Genomic DNA, 12,829 nt, shown 5'->3' on the forward strand with positions numbered 1-12,829 from the left:
GCATCGGTATTGGCGGCGGCGGGCCAGATCGCCGCCAAGCCGCCACAAGCGCTGAAGATCGCGCGCGACCTGATGCGCGGCTCGCGCGACGCTCTTGTCGAGCGCATCGGCCAGGAAAGCCAGCATTTCCGCGAGCGGCTCAAATCCGACGAGGCCCGCGCAGCCTTGATGGCCTTCATGACCAGGAAGAAGGCCTAGACCTTCTGGCTTCTCTCGCATCGTGGACCCGCCGGCAGCAACCGGCGGGTTTTTTTGCCATGATCTCTTTGTCACATCGCCATTTTTTTACATTCGGCCTGCGCCTTTGCCGAAGACGTGTCGATCATGAATGTCTTGCCTTTGGCGTCGGTCATCAACATCATGCAATGCTTGATCGGTTTCGCCATTTTCATCATTTCGGCGCTCATCTTCGCGTCGGGCATCATGGTGCCCATATGCCCATCGGGCATGATCGCCATGACCTCCCCACCCTTCATCACCGTCATTGTCCCCATCGCGTCCTCCGCAAAGGCTTGCGAAGCGAAAAGGCAGGCAAGACCGGCCATCGTGACCAACCTGAGTGAATGCATTGCTTCCTCCTGAATTTGCGCCAGCGGCGCGTTGAGCCCTTTCCTGGTTCGTTCCGGCAAGCTGGAACGTTTCACGCACACGAGATCGTGATAGTGGGAAGCACAAGGTCACTGTAGCCCGGGAGTTCTGGCGGGGTCGGCGCAGGCGGTATGGCCTGACCTGGGTGCCAAGCGACTTACAAGGCCCGGGGCCACCGCTGGGCGGCGTGCATGACGGTGAGGATTTCGACAATCTCGCCGTCGACGCGATAAGGGATGATATACCTACGGATAAAGCCTCACCTTGTCCCAGCCGCCCTCGGCGTTGCGCGAAAAGACGACACGGTCGTGCAGCCGGAACGGACGGTCGTGCCAGAACTCGATGGTCTGCGGCACGATGCGGAAGCCCGACCAGTGTTTTGGCCGCGGAATGTCGCCGATCGCGTGGCGCGCCGTATATTCGGCGACCGCCTTTTCCAGCGCGAAGCGGCTTTCCAGCGGCCGCGACTGTTTGGAGGCCCAGGCGCCGATGCGGCTGCCGCGCGGGCGGGTCGCGTAATAGGCATCGGCTTCGGCGTCGGTGACAATCTCCACCGGGCCGCGCGCCCGCACCTGCCGGCGCAGAGATTTCCAGTGGAAGCACATCGCTGCTTTCATGCTGCCAAGAATCTCGCGGCCCTTGGCGCTCTCGAAATTCGTGTAGAAGACAAAGCCGCCCTCGTCGAACCCCTTGAGCAGGACCATTCGCACATTCGGCATGCCCTCGGCATCGACCGTCGCCAGCGCCACGCTGTTGGGGTCGTTGATCTCGCTCTTCGTAGCGTCGTCGAGCCACGCCGCAAAAAGCCGGAACGGCTCCGCCGCTTCGGTAAAGTCACCGCTTGTTAACCCGGTTTCGCTCATAGTTTTCCCAAATTTGTCGCCGGCTGGGGAGATTGCCGATTGTCGCGTATCGCGCAAGCTTTTGACAGTGGGCAATGGAGCGTTATCGCTTCGGCCAGCGCCAAAGCCATGATCGTGATAATCGTCCTGCCGCTTGCCGCCTGTGGCGGCGGCGGCTTCAGCCTGGAACAGGCGGAGGTCGACCGCTCGGTGCTGACCTCGAGCACGCCGGCCTCGGTCACGCCGCTCGATCAGGACCGCGCCTCCGACCAGGCCACGATCCGCAACGCCGTGTCCTCCGCCGACGTCGAGCAACTGGCCGGGCAGGCCGTTCCCTGGGCGAATGCCGACACCGGCTCACGCGGCTCCATCACCGAGCTCGCGGAATTCAGGGCTAACGGCGAGACATGCCGTCGCTTCACAGCGTCACGCGAAAGCTTCGACGGCATCGCGCTGTTCAAGGGCGAAGTATGCCTGGCCGGCGGCAGCGCCTGGCGAATGCAGGACTTCAAGGCGCTCTGATTTTCCGCCGGTGATATAGTGGTAACCCACTGGAATTTCTTCCTATGCAAGCGCATATAGGAGGCGATCATGGTTTCACTCCTTCTCCAGGGCAGTAAGTATGCGCGACCCCTATGAGGTGCTGGGCGTTGCCAAGAACGCACCGGCCAAGGACATAAAATCGGCGTACCGGAAGCTCGCCAAGAAGTATCATCCGGACCAGAACCCGGATCCCAAGGCAAAGGAGCGTTTTGCCGCCGCCAACCAGGCTTACGAGATCGTCGGCGACGAGAAGAACCGGGCGGCTTTCGATCGCGGTGAGATCGACGCCGAAGGCAAACCGCGGTTCCAGGGGTTCGAAGGCGCGACTGGCGGCGCCGATCCTTTCGCCGGTTTCCGCCGGCAGCAAGGGCCGGGCGGCGCGCATTTCGAATTCCGCACGGGCCGTCCCGGCGGTGATCCGTTCGACGGCAACAGCGACATCTTCAGCCAGATCTTCGGCGATGCTTTCACCCAGCAGCGCGGCGCCGGCACGGGCGGCCGCCGTCAGGCCACGACCGCCGCCGATCTGAACGTGACGCTGGACGTCACCATCGAGGAGGCCGCCACCGCGGAGAAGGTGACGGCGATGTTCCCCGACGGCCGCAAGATGGCGGTCAAGTTGCCGGCCTATGTCGAGGACGGCCAAACGATCCGCCTGAAAGGCCAGGGTGAGCAAGGGCCGGGACAGCCCGGCGATGCACTGGTCAAGATCCGCTTTCGCCGGCACCCTCGTTACCGCGTCGAGGGCCGCGACCTGCATGTCGACCTGCCGGTGGAACTGGCCGATGCGGTGCATGGCGCCAAGGTGGCGGTCGAAACCCCGACCGGCAGGATTGCGGTCAACGTCCCCCCTTGGTCGAGCTCGGACAAGGTTCTGCGGCTGAAGGGCAGGGGCCTGCCGGAAAAGGCCGGCGGTCACGGCGACCTCTACGCACACGTGCGGCTGATGCTGCCGGAAGGCGGCGACACCGAGCTCGAGGCGCTGATGCGCCGGCGAAAGAGCTGACGGTCGAAAGGCAAGCGCTTGATGCCATGTGTGAAAAGCATGCACTCCGGGGTGGGCGTGCCCGCGACCATACGGATCACAATGGAAAGGGAACCTCGTTGATGGCCTGCGAAACTGATGGCTTCAAACCTAGGTGCACAGGAACATCATAGAGCCTGCCGCTGCCCAACCGGGGCTTGGTAGGACGAAGTCCAGGTACAAATACTCGTGCAACAGGCGATTCGGCGTTATGCGTCAGGTTGACCGCAAAGATCTCAAGTTCCTGCTCGCGGCAGATGTCGAGGCAATAGTTCCAATCCAGTCGCAACTCGGCCGACGAGGCCTGAACTGCTGAATTGCCGGAAAGGTGAGGACGGCGGTGAATGTTCTCGTCCATGTGCCACCGATAGAGGTGCAGCGCGCCGGGGGTGAAGGCCGCCGTGCCGGACATATCGGCGTTCCGTTTGAGCAGGGTAAGGTTCGCCTCACATTCTGCAAGTTCCCCCACCGCGCGCCGGGCCGCCTCCGAAATGGATCGTCCAGCCGCGAATCCGAACGCAATCGCGCCACCCCCGACGTGATGAGAAATCGCAGCGACGACGGGGATGGGCAGGTCAAGCGTCAGGAGCAGAAGCCGCAATTCGCGGTTCTGCGTCAGCAGCCAGTCGGCGTATTGGGACGCCAGTCCATCCGAAAGCGAAGTCAGGTCTATCCGAGGCAGAACCAGCCGATTGTACCACCATATGGCTGTTGCATCGCGCTCCACGACTTCGCAGAAGCCGCGCACGACCGCGTCCTCTATGCTCGATCCCCTCGCAAGACCATTGGAGTCCGCCGGGGGCAGACCTGATGACTCATCGTTGGGATACCCGAGAAAGCACAATCCCGCAGGCACCCAGGCCTCGCTCGTGCTGAAGCGCGGATCGCTCCGGATCCAGTCCAGCGGCTGCGACCTGCGCCAGCGGATCGGGACCGCGCGGCTATCATCGACATTTTTGTTCCAATGCAGCCGCTCGCAATACTGCGCATCACTGAAAAGTGTGAGTGCAGGCGGCTCGATCACGCGCCCGCGCAATTCGCCGGCGCGGGCGCGTGAGAGTCGCTCATGAGGGATCATCTGGGCGAAATAGGTTTCATCGGCCTCATACCCGCAGGCGGTTGCCGCCTCCTGGGTGGTGTTGCCCCACCCTGACACAAAACGAGAAGGTCTGGCCCCTCGTACGAGACCGACCGCGACCGTGATCGGGCATCCGAGCGTGGGATCGGTGATCACGATGGGGCCGTAAACCAGGCTTGACCCGCCGGCCCATGCCTCGGACGCCTGCCGCTCCGACACTATGGACCCTTCACCCAAGCACGGCCCTCACTGTTCAATCCTCTACACCAATTGCTCATTCGCACGCTGACACGCACTGGAGTATGATGCAAACTCCTGCGAGACGCTTTGATATCGTCAAGCCGACGTCGAACATAATATAACCCGCCGAGGGAGAGAATGAACGCGGGCGACAGCAATCTTCAGCGACGTCTGACGGCTATCCTGGCTGCTGACATGGTCGGTTACTCGTCGCTGATGGCCCGGGACGAGGAGCGCACCTTCGCGCTCGTCAAGCATCTCATGCAGGACGACATAGAGCCTAGGATCACGCAGCACCGGGGACGGGTCGTGAGAACGACCGGAGACGGGATGCTGGCCGAGTTCCCAAGCGCTTTCGAAGCCGTGCAGTCAGCAGTGGAAGTCCAGGAACTGCTTGTTGGCCAGTCTTCGGGGAAGGCCAGCCAGGAAATTTTTCTCCGGATTGGGCTCAACTTCGGTGATATTATTGTCGATACCGATGGCGATGTGTTTGGAGATACCGTCAACATAGCCGCGCGTCTGGAACAGTTCGCCAGCCCGGGCGGTATCTGCCTTTCCGGAAAGGTGCACGACGAAGTTCGCGACAAAATTAATCTTCCGTTTGAATATTGCGGCGAACAGCATCTCAAGAACATTCCACGCCCGATTCCCGTATACTCGTTGTTCCAAAAGCCCAAAGGGCTGCCACCTGCATCGACTGCGCAGGTGGCTGGTCCGAGCAAGCCCTCCATCCTCGTTCGCCCGTTCAAGAGCGCGGGCGACGTCCAACCCTATTTCAGTGGCGGCTTCACCGAAGACATCGTCACGGAACTGACGCGCTTTACTCAGCTTACGGTTGCGTCCCATTATACGTCGACGCGGCTCAAGGATGTGGACCTGGTGGCGGATAACGGCGTGGATTTCGTCATCGAAGGCGGGATCCGCCGCATGGGCCGGCGAATGCGCATTACATGCGAGCTGGTCGACGCAACCTCGGGTGAGTGCTTGTGGGCCGAGCGCTATGACGGGGACGAGCAGGACATCTTCGATGTCCAGGACGAACTGATCGGGAAGATCGTCGGGACCGTTATCGGCCGTCTTACGGCCGCCGGCGCCGAGAAGGCGCGGCGTAAACCACCTGCCAATCTCGCGGCCTATGAGTGCGTGCTTCGGGGCAATGCCCTGCCCCTGGGCGACATCGCGGCCGAAATGGAGGCTCGACAGTGGTATCAGCGAGCGATCGAGCTCGATCCATCCTACGGGCGCGCGTACGCCAAGCTCGCCCACTATAAACAGCTTGAATGGTTTCGCGACATGGGGCCGTCGGATGCGGTGCTTGCCGAGGCTTATGACATCGCCAAAAAAGCGGTGGCGCTTTCCCCCAATGATCCAGTCTGCCTGAACATACTGGGCTGGGTGCTCCTCCACCGTCGTGATTTCGACGTCGCATCTCAGCTGTACACACGCGCGCTCGAACTCAATCCGCACGATCCCGAGCAGGTCTCCTATCAAGGGACTTATCAAACATTTGCCGGCGAGCCCCAAAGTGCCTTGGACTGGTTCGAACGGGCGCGAGTGCTCGATCCCCTGTACGAGCCTTCATGGTATTGGCCGTTCCGCGGTCTTGCCCATTTCATTGCCCACCGTCCGGATAAGGCAGTTGTCGATCTGGGCCGCTCGTCCACCATGCCGACCTGGGTTAAGGTCTATCTGGCTGCAGCGAACGCCCTGCTTGGCCGAAGCCAAGAGGCGAAGAGCTACACGTTGCTGGTTCTGCGTGGCGCACCGGAGTTCTCCCGGCGGCGGTTCGCCACCAAGGAACCTTACAAGCTGGACGGAGACCGCAACACGCTGCTCAACGGCATGCGGGAAGCGGGATTGCCCGAGTAGGGACTGGCGACTATCTGCAGCCGAAGAGCACGGCCGTGGCTAGCTCGTCATGGTAGTGTCTGCCCTGGGCGTATTTGTGATAGTCGTGGAGATAATCGATCAGATCGCCGCGGGTCAGGACCCCCCTCGGCACCTGGGGCACCACCACATTGATCAAGTTCGGTTCGTCCACGTGAACTTCGACAGACACTCCCGTTTCCACGATGTCTTCCAGCACGATCTTGAGATCACGCTTCAGGTCCGCATAGGCGACAGCATCCGGGATCGCGTCGCCCCCGTCGAGAGGGTCATCCTCGTATTTTATGGGCTGCCCATTTAGATCTTCTATCGTCAGTGTCTGCGAATGTGGCGCTGTTCCGGCGGCGGCGGTCCGGACCCTGATGTTGCCGATGGCACGGCCTGCTTCCGGCCGAAGTCTGATAGTATCACCGACGGCGAAAATCTGCCGATCAATGGTAATTGTTAGGGGATCTGTTGAATCCATGGACAAGATACGTGACGAGGCCGGCAAAAGCTTGAGCCAGGCCCCTACGATCGCTGCGCCGATCTCTTGGACTTGCCGACCTGGCTTCAATTCTGCCCTGGGCATCGCCGAGGCTCCCCTCCGAGGTCAATGCAAATAGCCTAAACGCATTTTGCATCTGTCGCAAGCAATGCGCAGGCGGCAGGCTCCCATCGACTCGATGTTTTCATGGACAGAAAGCCGTATTGGGAGCATTCTGATCCTCGCGGTATCAGTAACGACAGCCGGAGGGTGTACGAATGATACTTGCTCAACTTCGTGTGCTGTTGCTCGGCTGCCTCCTCGCCGTTGTCGGAACAGTGAGACCGGAAGCGTCAGGCGAGGAGGGCCTAACCGACAGCGGTGACATCGAAAAGACTTTCATCGTCGACATCGCCAGGGCGGCGGAGTTACGCAAGGATATCGGCGCGCTGAACAAGTTCATCGCAGGCAAGGGCAAGCTGGAAGCGGTGGATATGCCGGATATCGGTATCAGCATCGTGACGGGGACCTTTTCCGAGAGCGAGATCGAAGAGCTGCGCTCCAGGGGATATGAGGAGCCGGATCCTTTCGTGGTGAACCTGTTCGATGGTGCCAGCTGCGAGGGGCCGGAACTCCTGGGCATCTCGCCGACTGCGGACGTTGTCCCTCCCAGCGTCTGCAGGGTCGTCGGGTCACCACAGCCGGTGGCTTCAGGATCGCCCACCGTATGGATCATCGACAGCGGAGTGGATTGGAACGTTGTCACCGCCGGGCTCCTCAAGGTTCAGGAAGCCATCGATTGCACGAGCAGCCCATGCCAGACCGTGTCGAGCCTCGACGACACGGTAGGGCACGGGACGATGGTGGCAGCAGTTATCGGCGGAAAGCGTGTCAAGCAGGGCGACCAGTATATAGGTCTGGTTGGTGTCAGCCCAGACGCCCCGCTCAAGATCGTAAAGGCCTTCAGTAAGCTGAAGACCGAAATTTTCGGCCCGCCTCTTCTCGCGCTTCGCTATGTTCGGGACAACGCGGTCGCCGGGGATATTCTGAACGTGAGTTGGGGTGCAATATATCTGGAGAGCACCAGACGCGGAAGCACGTTGCAAGATCTTAAGTTTCTCGACGCCCTTCTTTATCAGATCGCCGACCGTCAGGTGCGCGTTGTGATAGCTGCGGGCAACCCCCGGGAAGACGAAGAGGGTCCTTGGGTACAGTCTTATTTCCCGGCCAATGCGGCGACTTATTTTTCGCCTGTGACGACAGGAAACAAGGTGGGAGCGATATACAGCGCGTCGGCTTCCAACAGCGAATATATTCAGGTGGCAACTCCTGAGAAATGCCAAGGCATCAGCAACGCCTGGTGCGACACGCTATGGCGCAGGGGGGCATTCGGCGCGTCCTATGCTGAACCGGGCGTCAATGTCCTGTCACTGTGGAAGAGCCGGAAGAGCGGCAAGCTCCGGAGGAACATCTGTTCGGGCACATCTTTCGCAGCCCCAGCACTTGCCGGCCTTTTGGTTCGCAATGCGCAGCCGACTAACAAGGCTCTGACAACGGGAAGTCTTATCCCGAATACGGATCTGCTAGGGTATATGACCGCGGGTACGCCGGTGAACCCAAGTTCGGACGAGCCTAAATGCAACTGACCCGAAGGGCAGCGCTGCAAGGTTTGGCCTTGGCGTCCGCGTTCGGTAGCGTGCGTCTGGCCGGTGCCTCGCTTGTGGACGAAGATCCTCGCCTTCTGCTCGTCCACGTGCGTGGCGGACTCGATGCATTAGCTGCCGTGCCGCCCTACGGCGATCCGCATTTTGCTTCGGCGCGCGGGCCCCTCGTGCCTTTCCCGAACTCCGGCGTCGCCGAGATGCTCAAGCTCGACGGGCTCTTCGCGCTTCATCCGGCGCTCGGGCCCCTCCTGCCCTACTACTCGTGCGGCGAGTTGCTCATCGTGCCCGCGACCGCCATTCCGGATGCGGGCCGGTCCCACGCGGCCGCCCAGGCGACGCTGTTCGACGGCGATATCGACGGCGGCAGCGCCGGATGGCTCGACCGGGCTTCGTCTGTACTGTCGCGCCGGCAGAAGCCGGTGTGGCGGGCCAGACCGGCCGATCGATCGATGGACATGCTGGCCGATCTTGCGCTGGCCAATCCTCGGCTCGACTTCGTCCGCCTCTGCGCCGAGGGCACTTGGCCGTCCGGCGCAAAGGCCGGCGAAAGCCTTCTGGAACAACATGCCGCATGCGACGCGGCTCGCTTCGGCGACGCGGCCAGGAGCGCGGCGCTTGCCCTGTCAGCTACGGGCGGACCGCGAATCGCGATGCTCGAGGTGGCCGGCTTCGACACGCATGTGGCGCAGGGAGCGGACTTCGGAAGGCTGGCGCGGAGTTTGAATGGGCTGGCGCAGGGTCTCGTTGCATTTGCCCAAGCGTCCGGGCCTGCCTGGAACAGGACTGCGGTGCTGGTGGTCACGGAGTTCGGCCGTTCCGTGGTGCCCAACACCGACGGCGGCACTGATCACGGCGTCGCGAGTGTCACCTTGTTAATGGGTGGCGCCGTTGCCGGCGGGCGAGTAGGCAATCGCTGGCCCGGTCTTGCTCGAGATCTGCTTCATGGCGGCACAGACTTGGCTGCTACGACGGACGTACGATCGATCATAAAGGGCGTGCTGACGGAACACCTGCGTCTTTCTGACCGAGCAGTGGCTAAAATTTTCCCAGGCGCTGCCGGGATACCGGCGGTGCGTGGACTGTTTATCAGGAGCCGTTGTCCAGGCGGAGACTGCTTCGATGTGATCTCCAGCGCGGTTTAGCTTCTTATCCGCGTTTCGTCGGTGCCGGCCTCCAGCGCAGTCGCCTATAATGCCCTGTTTAAGGCAATGGCCGAGCTGACTTGAATGCCGAGACGAGGCGCAAAGCGGTCGTCCACGGCCCAAACCATGGAAGTCGTCTTGGGTCATGGCGTGACTTCGGCTGACCAACGAACTTCCCCCAAAGGGTCATCTTCCGCGGTGCCACACCGAAACCAAGTGTCCGATTTTTCCACTGGCCCACGACTGCAAGGTCAAAGCGCTACAGCGTCCTTTGCGCGTCCAAAGGACGCGCGGCTCTGTAGACCAACGGCTTTGTCCCCCGAACTGTCCGCTTTGAACGCTTGAAGGGGCACTGTGCCTGTGCGATAGGGCTCTCCACAAAGCTGAAATCTTGCGGAGAGCGCTGACATGGCGGGTGGACGGGGCCTTATGGCCGGCAAGCGCGGCCTTATCCTTGGCATCGCCAACAATCGCTCGATCGCTTACGGCATCGCCAAGGCCTGCGTCGACCACGGCGCCGAGATCGCGCTGACCTATCAGGGCGAGGCGTTCAAGAAACGCGTCGAGCCGCTTGCCGCGGAACTGGGCGCGCATGTCGCCGGCCATTGCGACGTGACCGACCCGGCCAGCCTCGATGCGGTGTTCGCCGACATCGCCAGCCATTGGGGCAAGCTCGATTTCCTCGTCCACGCCATCGCCTTTTCCGACAAGGACGAGCTGACCGGCCGCTATGTCGAGACGACCCGCGACAATTTCCTGCGTACCATGGATATTTCGGTCTATTCCTTCACCACCATCGCCAAACGTGCCGAGGCGTTGATGACCGATGGCGGCTCGCTACTGACGCTGACTTATTACGGCGCGGAAAAGGTGATGCCGCACTACAACGTCATGGGTGTCGCCAAGGCGGCACTCGAGGCCAGCGTGCGCTATCTGGCCGTCGATCTCGGCGTCAAGAAGATCCGCGTCAACGCCATCTCCGCCGGCCCGATCAAAACGCTTGCCGCATCCGGCATCGGCGATTTCCGCTATATCCTGAAGTGGAACGAATACAATTCGCCGTTGAAGCAGACGGTCACGCAGGAAGAGGTTGGCGATTCCGGCGTCTATTTCCTGTCCGACCTTTCGCGCGGCGTCACCGGCGAGATCCATCATGTCGATTCCGGCTATCATGTCGTCGGCATGAAGGCGGTCGACGCGCCGGATATTTCGACCGTCAAGGACTGACGCCACCGCCTGATCTCTTCCGGAAGACCTGATGTACCCGCTCGTCTATATCGTGCGCCACGGCCAGACGGCGTGGAACGCCGAGGCCCGACTGCAGGGGCAGGCCGATACCGACCTCAACGAGCTTGGCCGCGAGCAGGCTAGCCGCAACGGGCGTCGGCTGGCCGACCTCATCGACAAGCCCGAAGATTTCGACTTTGTCGCCAGCCCGATGCGGCGCACGCGCGAGACGATGGAGCGGCTGCGCGCGGCGATGAAGCTCGATCCGCACGCCTATCGTATCGAGCCGCTGCTCGTAGAATTGAGCTTTGGCGACTGGCAGGGTTTCACCTTTGCCGAACTCGAGGCGAACAATCCCGGTTCGACCAGGCAACGCCGCCTCGATAAATGGAATTTCCAGCCGCCCGGCGAGGGCGCCGAAAGCTACCAGATGCTGCTCGAACGGGTGAAGCCGTGGTTCGACGCGCTCGATCGCCAGACGGTCTGCGTGACCCATGGCGGCGTCATGCGCGCGCTGTTCCGCTTGGTGGTGGGGATGTCCGAACAAGATGCGGTCAGCATGGAAGTGCCGCAGGACCGCCTGCTCAGGCTGGACGGCCGGCGCCTGGAGTGGCTTTGAAACCGATGACGTAGCGTATGTTGAGATCAGATCAGGCCGGCATCAGCTGAATATCGACGTGCCCTATTCGGTCGATCCGGTGTCCGGCAGTTCCATGTCGGTGACGACGTTCTCGCCATTGGTCACGTCATAGGCAAGGACGATGTCCATGCCCGGCTTCAGCGCATCGAGATCGGTTTCGGCGTTCAGCTTGTAGGACTTGCCGTCGTCCAGCGTCAGCGTCAGCGCATCCTTGTCGACCTTCTTGATCAGGCCTTCGGTCTGGCCGGCGAAGGCGGCGGTGGAAATCAACAGCGTGGCGGCAACAGCGCCAATCAGGATACGCATCATCGTCCTCTTTAATCATTGCCGGTACAGCGGCTCGGTCCAACGGAACGGAACTGAGCAGAAACCAATCGAATGTGTCAAAACTAAATCCGCCGGATCACAGTTTGACCACTGTGGAAAACGCCAATAGAAGGCAGGCGACAGCGCCGCGCGTCCTCCTGAACGCGCAAAGGACGCTGTAGCACGTTTGATTTTGTGCATGATCCTTTCCGAAGATCGCTCCGATTTTCGGGGTCATGCGCTAGGCCGGCTCCGACGCCGGCAGGGCTGGTTCCATGTCGCACAACACGTTCGGCCATCTTTTCCGCGTCACCACCTGGGGCGAAAGCCATGGGCCGGCGCTGGGCTGCGTCGTCGACGGCTGTCCGCCAGGCATCCGCTTCACTCGCGACGAGATCCAGGCCGAACTCGACAAGCGCCGCCCCGGCCAGTCACGTTTTGTGACGCAGCGTCGCGAGCCGGATGAGGTCAAGGTCCTGTCCGGCTTCATCCTCGATGAGGACGGCGAGACGATGATCACCACCGGCACGCCGGTGTCGATGCTGATCGAGAATGTCGACCAGCGCTCCAAGGACTATGGCGACATCGCCCGCCAGTTCCGGCCGGGCCATGCCGACTACACTTACGAGGTCAAATACGGACTGCGCGATTATCGCGGCGGCGGTCGCTCCTCGGCGCGTGAGACTGCGGCGCGGGTGGCGGCCGGGGCACTTGCCCGCAAAATCGTGCCAGGCATGGTGGTGCGCGGCGCGCTGGTGTCGATGGGCGAAAAATCGATCGATCGCGCCAATTGGAACTGGAATTTTGTCGGTGACGCCGAGAACCCGTTCTTCACTCCCGATCCGGCGTCGGTCGCCGTTTTCACCAAATATCTGGACGGCATCCGCAAGGCGGGCTCCTCGGTCGGCGCGGTCATCGAGATCGTCGCCGACGGCGTGCCTGCGGGGCTTGGCGCGCCGATCTATGCCAAGCTAGACCAGGACATCGCCGCCGGCCTGATGTCTATCAACGCCGTCAAGGGCGTCGAGATCGGCAACGGTTTCCAGGCCGCCCGCATCACCGGCGAGGAGAATGCCGACGAGATGCGCATGGGCAATGACGGCAAGCCGGTCTTCCTGTCCAACAATGCCGGCGGCATTCTTGGCGGCATCTCGACCGGCCAGGCGATCGTCGCGCGCTTCG

Annotated in this window: 13 protein-coding genes and 1 pseudogene; 9 read left to right on the top strand and 5 right to left on the bottom strand. The window is 61.6% G+C overall.

Annotated elements, in window-relative coordinates; genetic code table 11:
• Positions 1 to 198, top strand: a pseudogene (locus E5W70_RS26045) (enoyl-CoA hydratase); the annotation flags it as partial.
• Between the two features lie 71 nt (positions 199 to 269).
• On the opposite strand, the gene E5W70_RS26050 reads toward E5W70_RS26045, so the two are convergent.
• Positions 270 to 569: a hypothetical protein gene (locus tag E5W70_RS26050; RefSeq protein WP_031211048.1), complete on the bottom strand. Its 300-nt coding sequence runs from the start codon at positions 567 to 569 to the stop codon at positions 270 to 272.
• Positions 570 to 833: 264 nt separating this feature from the next.
• A complete protein-coding gene (gene pdxH / locus E5W70_RS26055) occupies positions 834 to 1,451 on the bottom strand; it encodes a pyridoxamine 5'-phosphate oxidase (protein ID WP_292663882.1) in 618 nt (205 codons plus the stop codon).
• Positions 1,452 to 1,490: 39 nt separating this feature from the next.
• Between pdxH and E5W70_RS26060 the strand changes: the two genes are divergently transcribed.
• Together E5W70_RS26060 and E5W70_RS26065 are read left to right on the top strand one after the other, a co-directional pair.
• Complete coding sequence (locus tag E5W70_RS26060) at positions 1,491 to 1,952, top strand: RT0821/Lpp0805 family surface protein (RefSeq protein WP_292663884.1); 462 nt, start codon at positions 1,491 to 1,493, stop codon at positions 1,950 to 1,952.
• A 100-nt stretch (positions 1,953 to 2,052) separates the two neighbouring features.
• Complete coding sequence (locus E5W70_RS26065) at positions 2,053 to 2,979, top strand: DnaJ C-terminal domain-containing protein (RefSeq protein WP_292663886.1); 927 nt, start codon at positions 2,053 to 2,055, stop codon at positions 2,977 to 2,979.
• A gap of 76 nt (positions 2,980 to 3,055) precedes the next feature.
• Here the strand turns inward: E5W70_RS26065 and E5W70_RS26070 are convergent, their stop codons facing one another.
• Complete coding sequence (locus E5W70_RS26070; RefSeq protein ID WP_292663888.1) at positions 3,056 to 4,231, bottom strand: YcaO-like family protein; 1,176 nt, start codon at positions 4,229 to 4,231, stop codon at positions 3,056 to 3,058.
• Between the two features lie 222 nt (positions 4,232 to 4,453).
• Between E5W70_RS26070 and E5W70_RS26075 the strand changes: the two genes are divergently transcribed.
• Entirely contained in the window at positions 4,454 to 6,184 is a 1,731-nt protein-coding gene (locus tag E5W70_RS26075; protein ID WP_292663890.1) for an adenylate/guanylate cyclase domain-containing protein, read from the top strand.
• A gap of 10 nt (positions 6,185 to 6,194) precedes the next feature.
• Here the strand turns inward: E5W70_RS26075 and E5W70_RS26080 are convergent, their stop codons facing one another.
• Positions 6,195 to 6,773, bottom strand: coding sequence for a hypothetical protein (locus E5W70_RS26080; RefSeq protein ID WP_292663892.1), 579 nt, complete (start codon positions 6,771 to 6,773; stop codon positions 6,195 to 6,197).
• Between the two features lie 173 nt (positions 6,774 to 6,946).
• On the opposite strand from E5W70_RS26080, the gene E5W70_RS26085 reads away from it, so the two are divergent.
• The 4 genes from E5W70_RS26085 (at position 6,947) to E5W70_RS26100 (ending at position 11,320) form a co-directional block, all read left to right on the top strand.
• Positions 6,947 to 8,314, top strand: coding sequence for a S8/S53 family peptidase (locus tag E5W70_RS26085; protein ID WP_292663894.1), 1,368 nt, complete (start codon positions 6,947 to 6,949; stop codon positions 8,312 to 8,314).
• On the top strand, positions 8,305 to 9,474 hold the full coding sequence (locus E5W70_RS26090; protein ID WP_292663896.1) for a DUF1501 domain-containing protein: 1,170 nt from the start codon (positions 8,305 to 8,307) through the stop codon (positions 9,472 to 9,474). The genes E5W70_RS26085 and E5W70_RS26090 overlap by 10 nt, the downstream gene beginning before the upstream one ends.
• Positions 9,475 to 9,882: 408 nt before the next feature.
• A complete protein-coding gene (fabI, locus tag E5W70_RS26095) occupies positions 9,883 to 10,701 on the top strand; it encodes an enoyl-ACP reductase FabI (RefSeq protein WP_292663898.1) in 819 nt (272 codons plus the stop codon).
• Between the two features lie 31 nt (positions 10,702 to 10,732).
• A complete protein-coding gene (locus tag E5W70_RS26100; RefSeq protein WP_292663900.1) occupies positions 10,733 to 11,320 on the top strand; it encodes a histidine phosphatase family protein in 588 nt (195 codons plus the stop codon).
• Positions 11,321 to 11,383: 63 nt separating this feature from the next.
• On the opposite strand, the gene E5W70_RS26105 is transcribed toward E5W70_RS26100, so the two are convergent.
• Complete coding sequence (locus E5W70_RS26105) at positions 11,384 to 11,647, bottom strand: DUF1344 domain-containing protein (RefSeq protein ID WP_023716902.1); 264 nt, start codon at positions 11,645 to 11,647, stop codon at positions 11,384 to 11,386.
• A gap of 275 nt (positions 11,648 to 11,922) precedes the next feature.
• Between E5W70_RS26105 and aroC the strand changes: the two genes are divergently transcribed.
• Positions 11,923 to 12,829, top strand: a 907-nt coding sequence (gene aroC / locus E5W70_RS26110) for a chorismate synthase (protein WP_292663904.1), incomplete at its 3' end; no start/stop codon positions are given.

It is taken from the genome of Mesorhizobium sp., from assembly GCF_005063415.1.
In the GTDB taxonomy this organism is placed as follows: Bacteria; Pseudomonadota; Alphaproteobacteria; order Rhizobiales; family Rhizobiaceae; genus Mesorhizobium.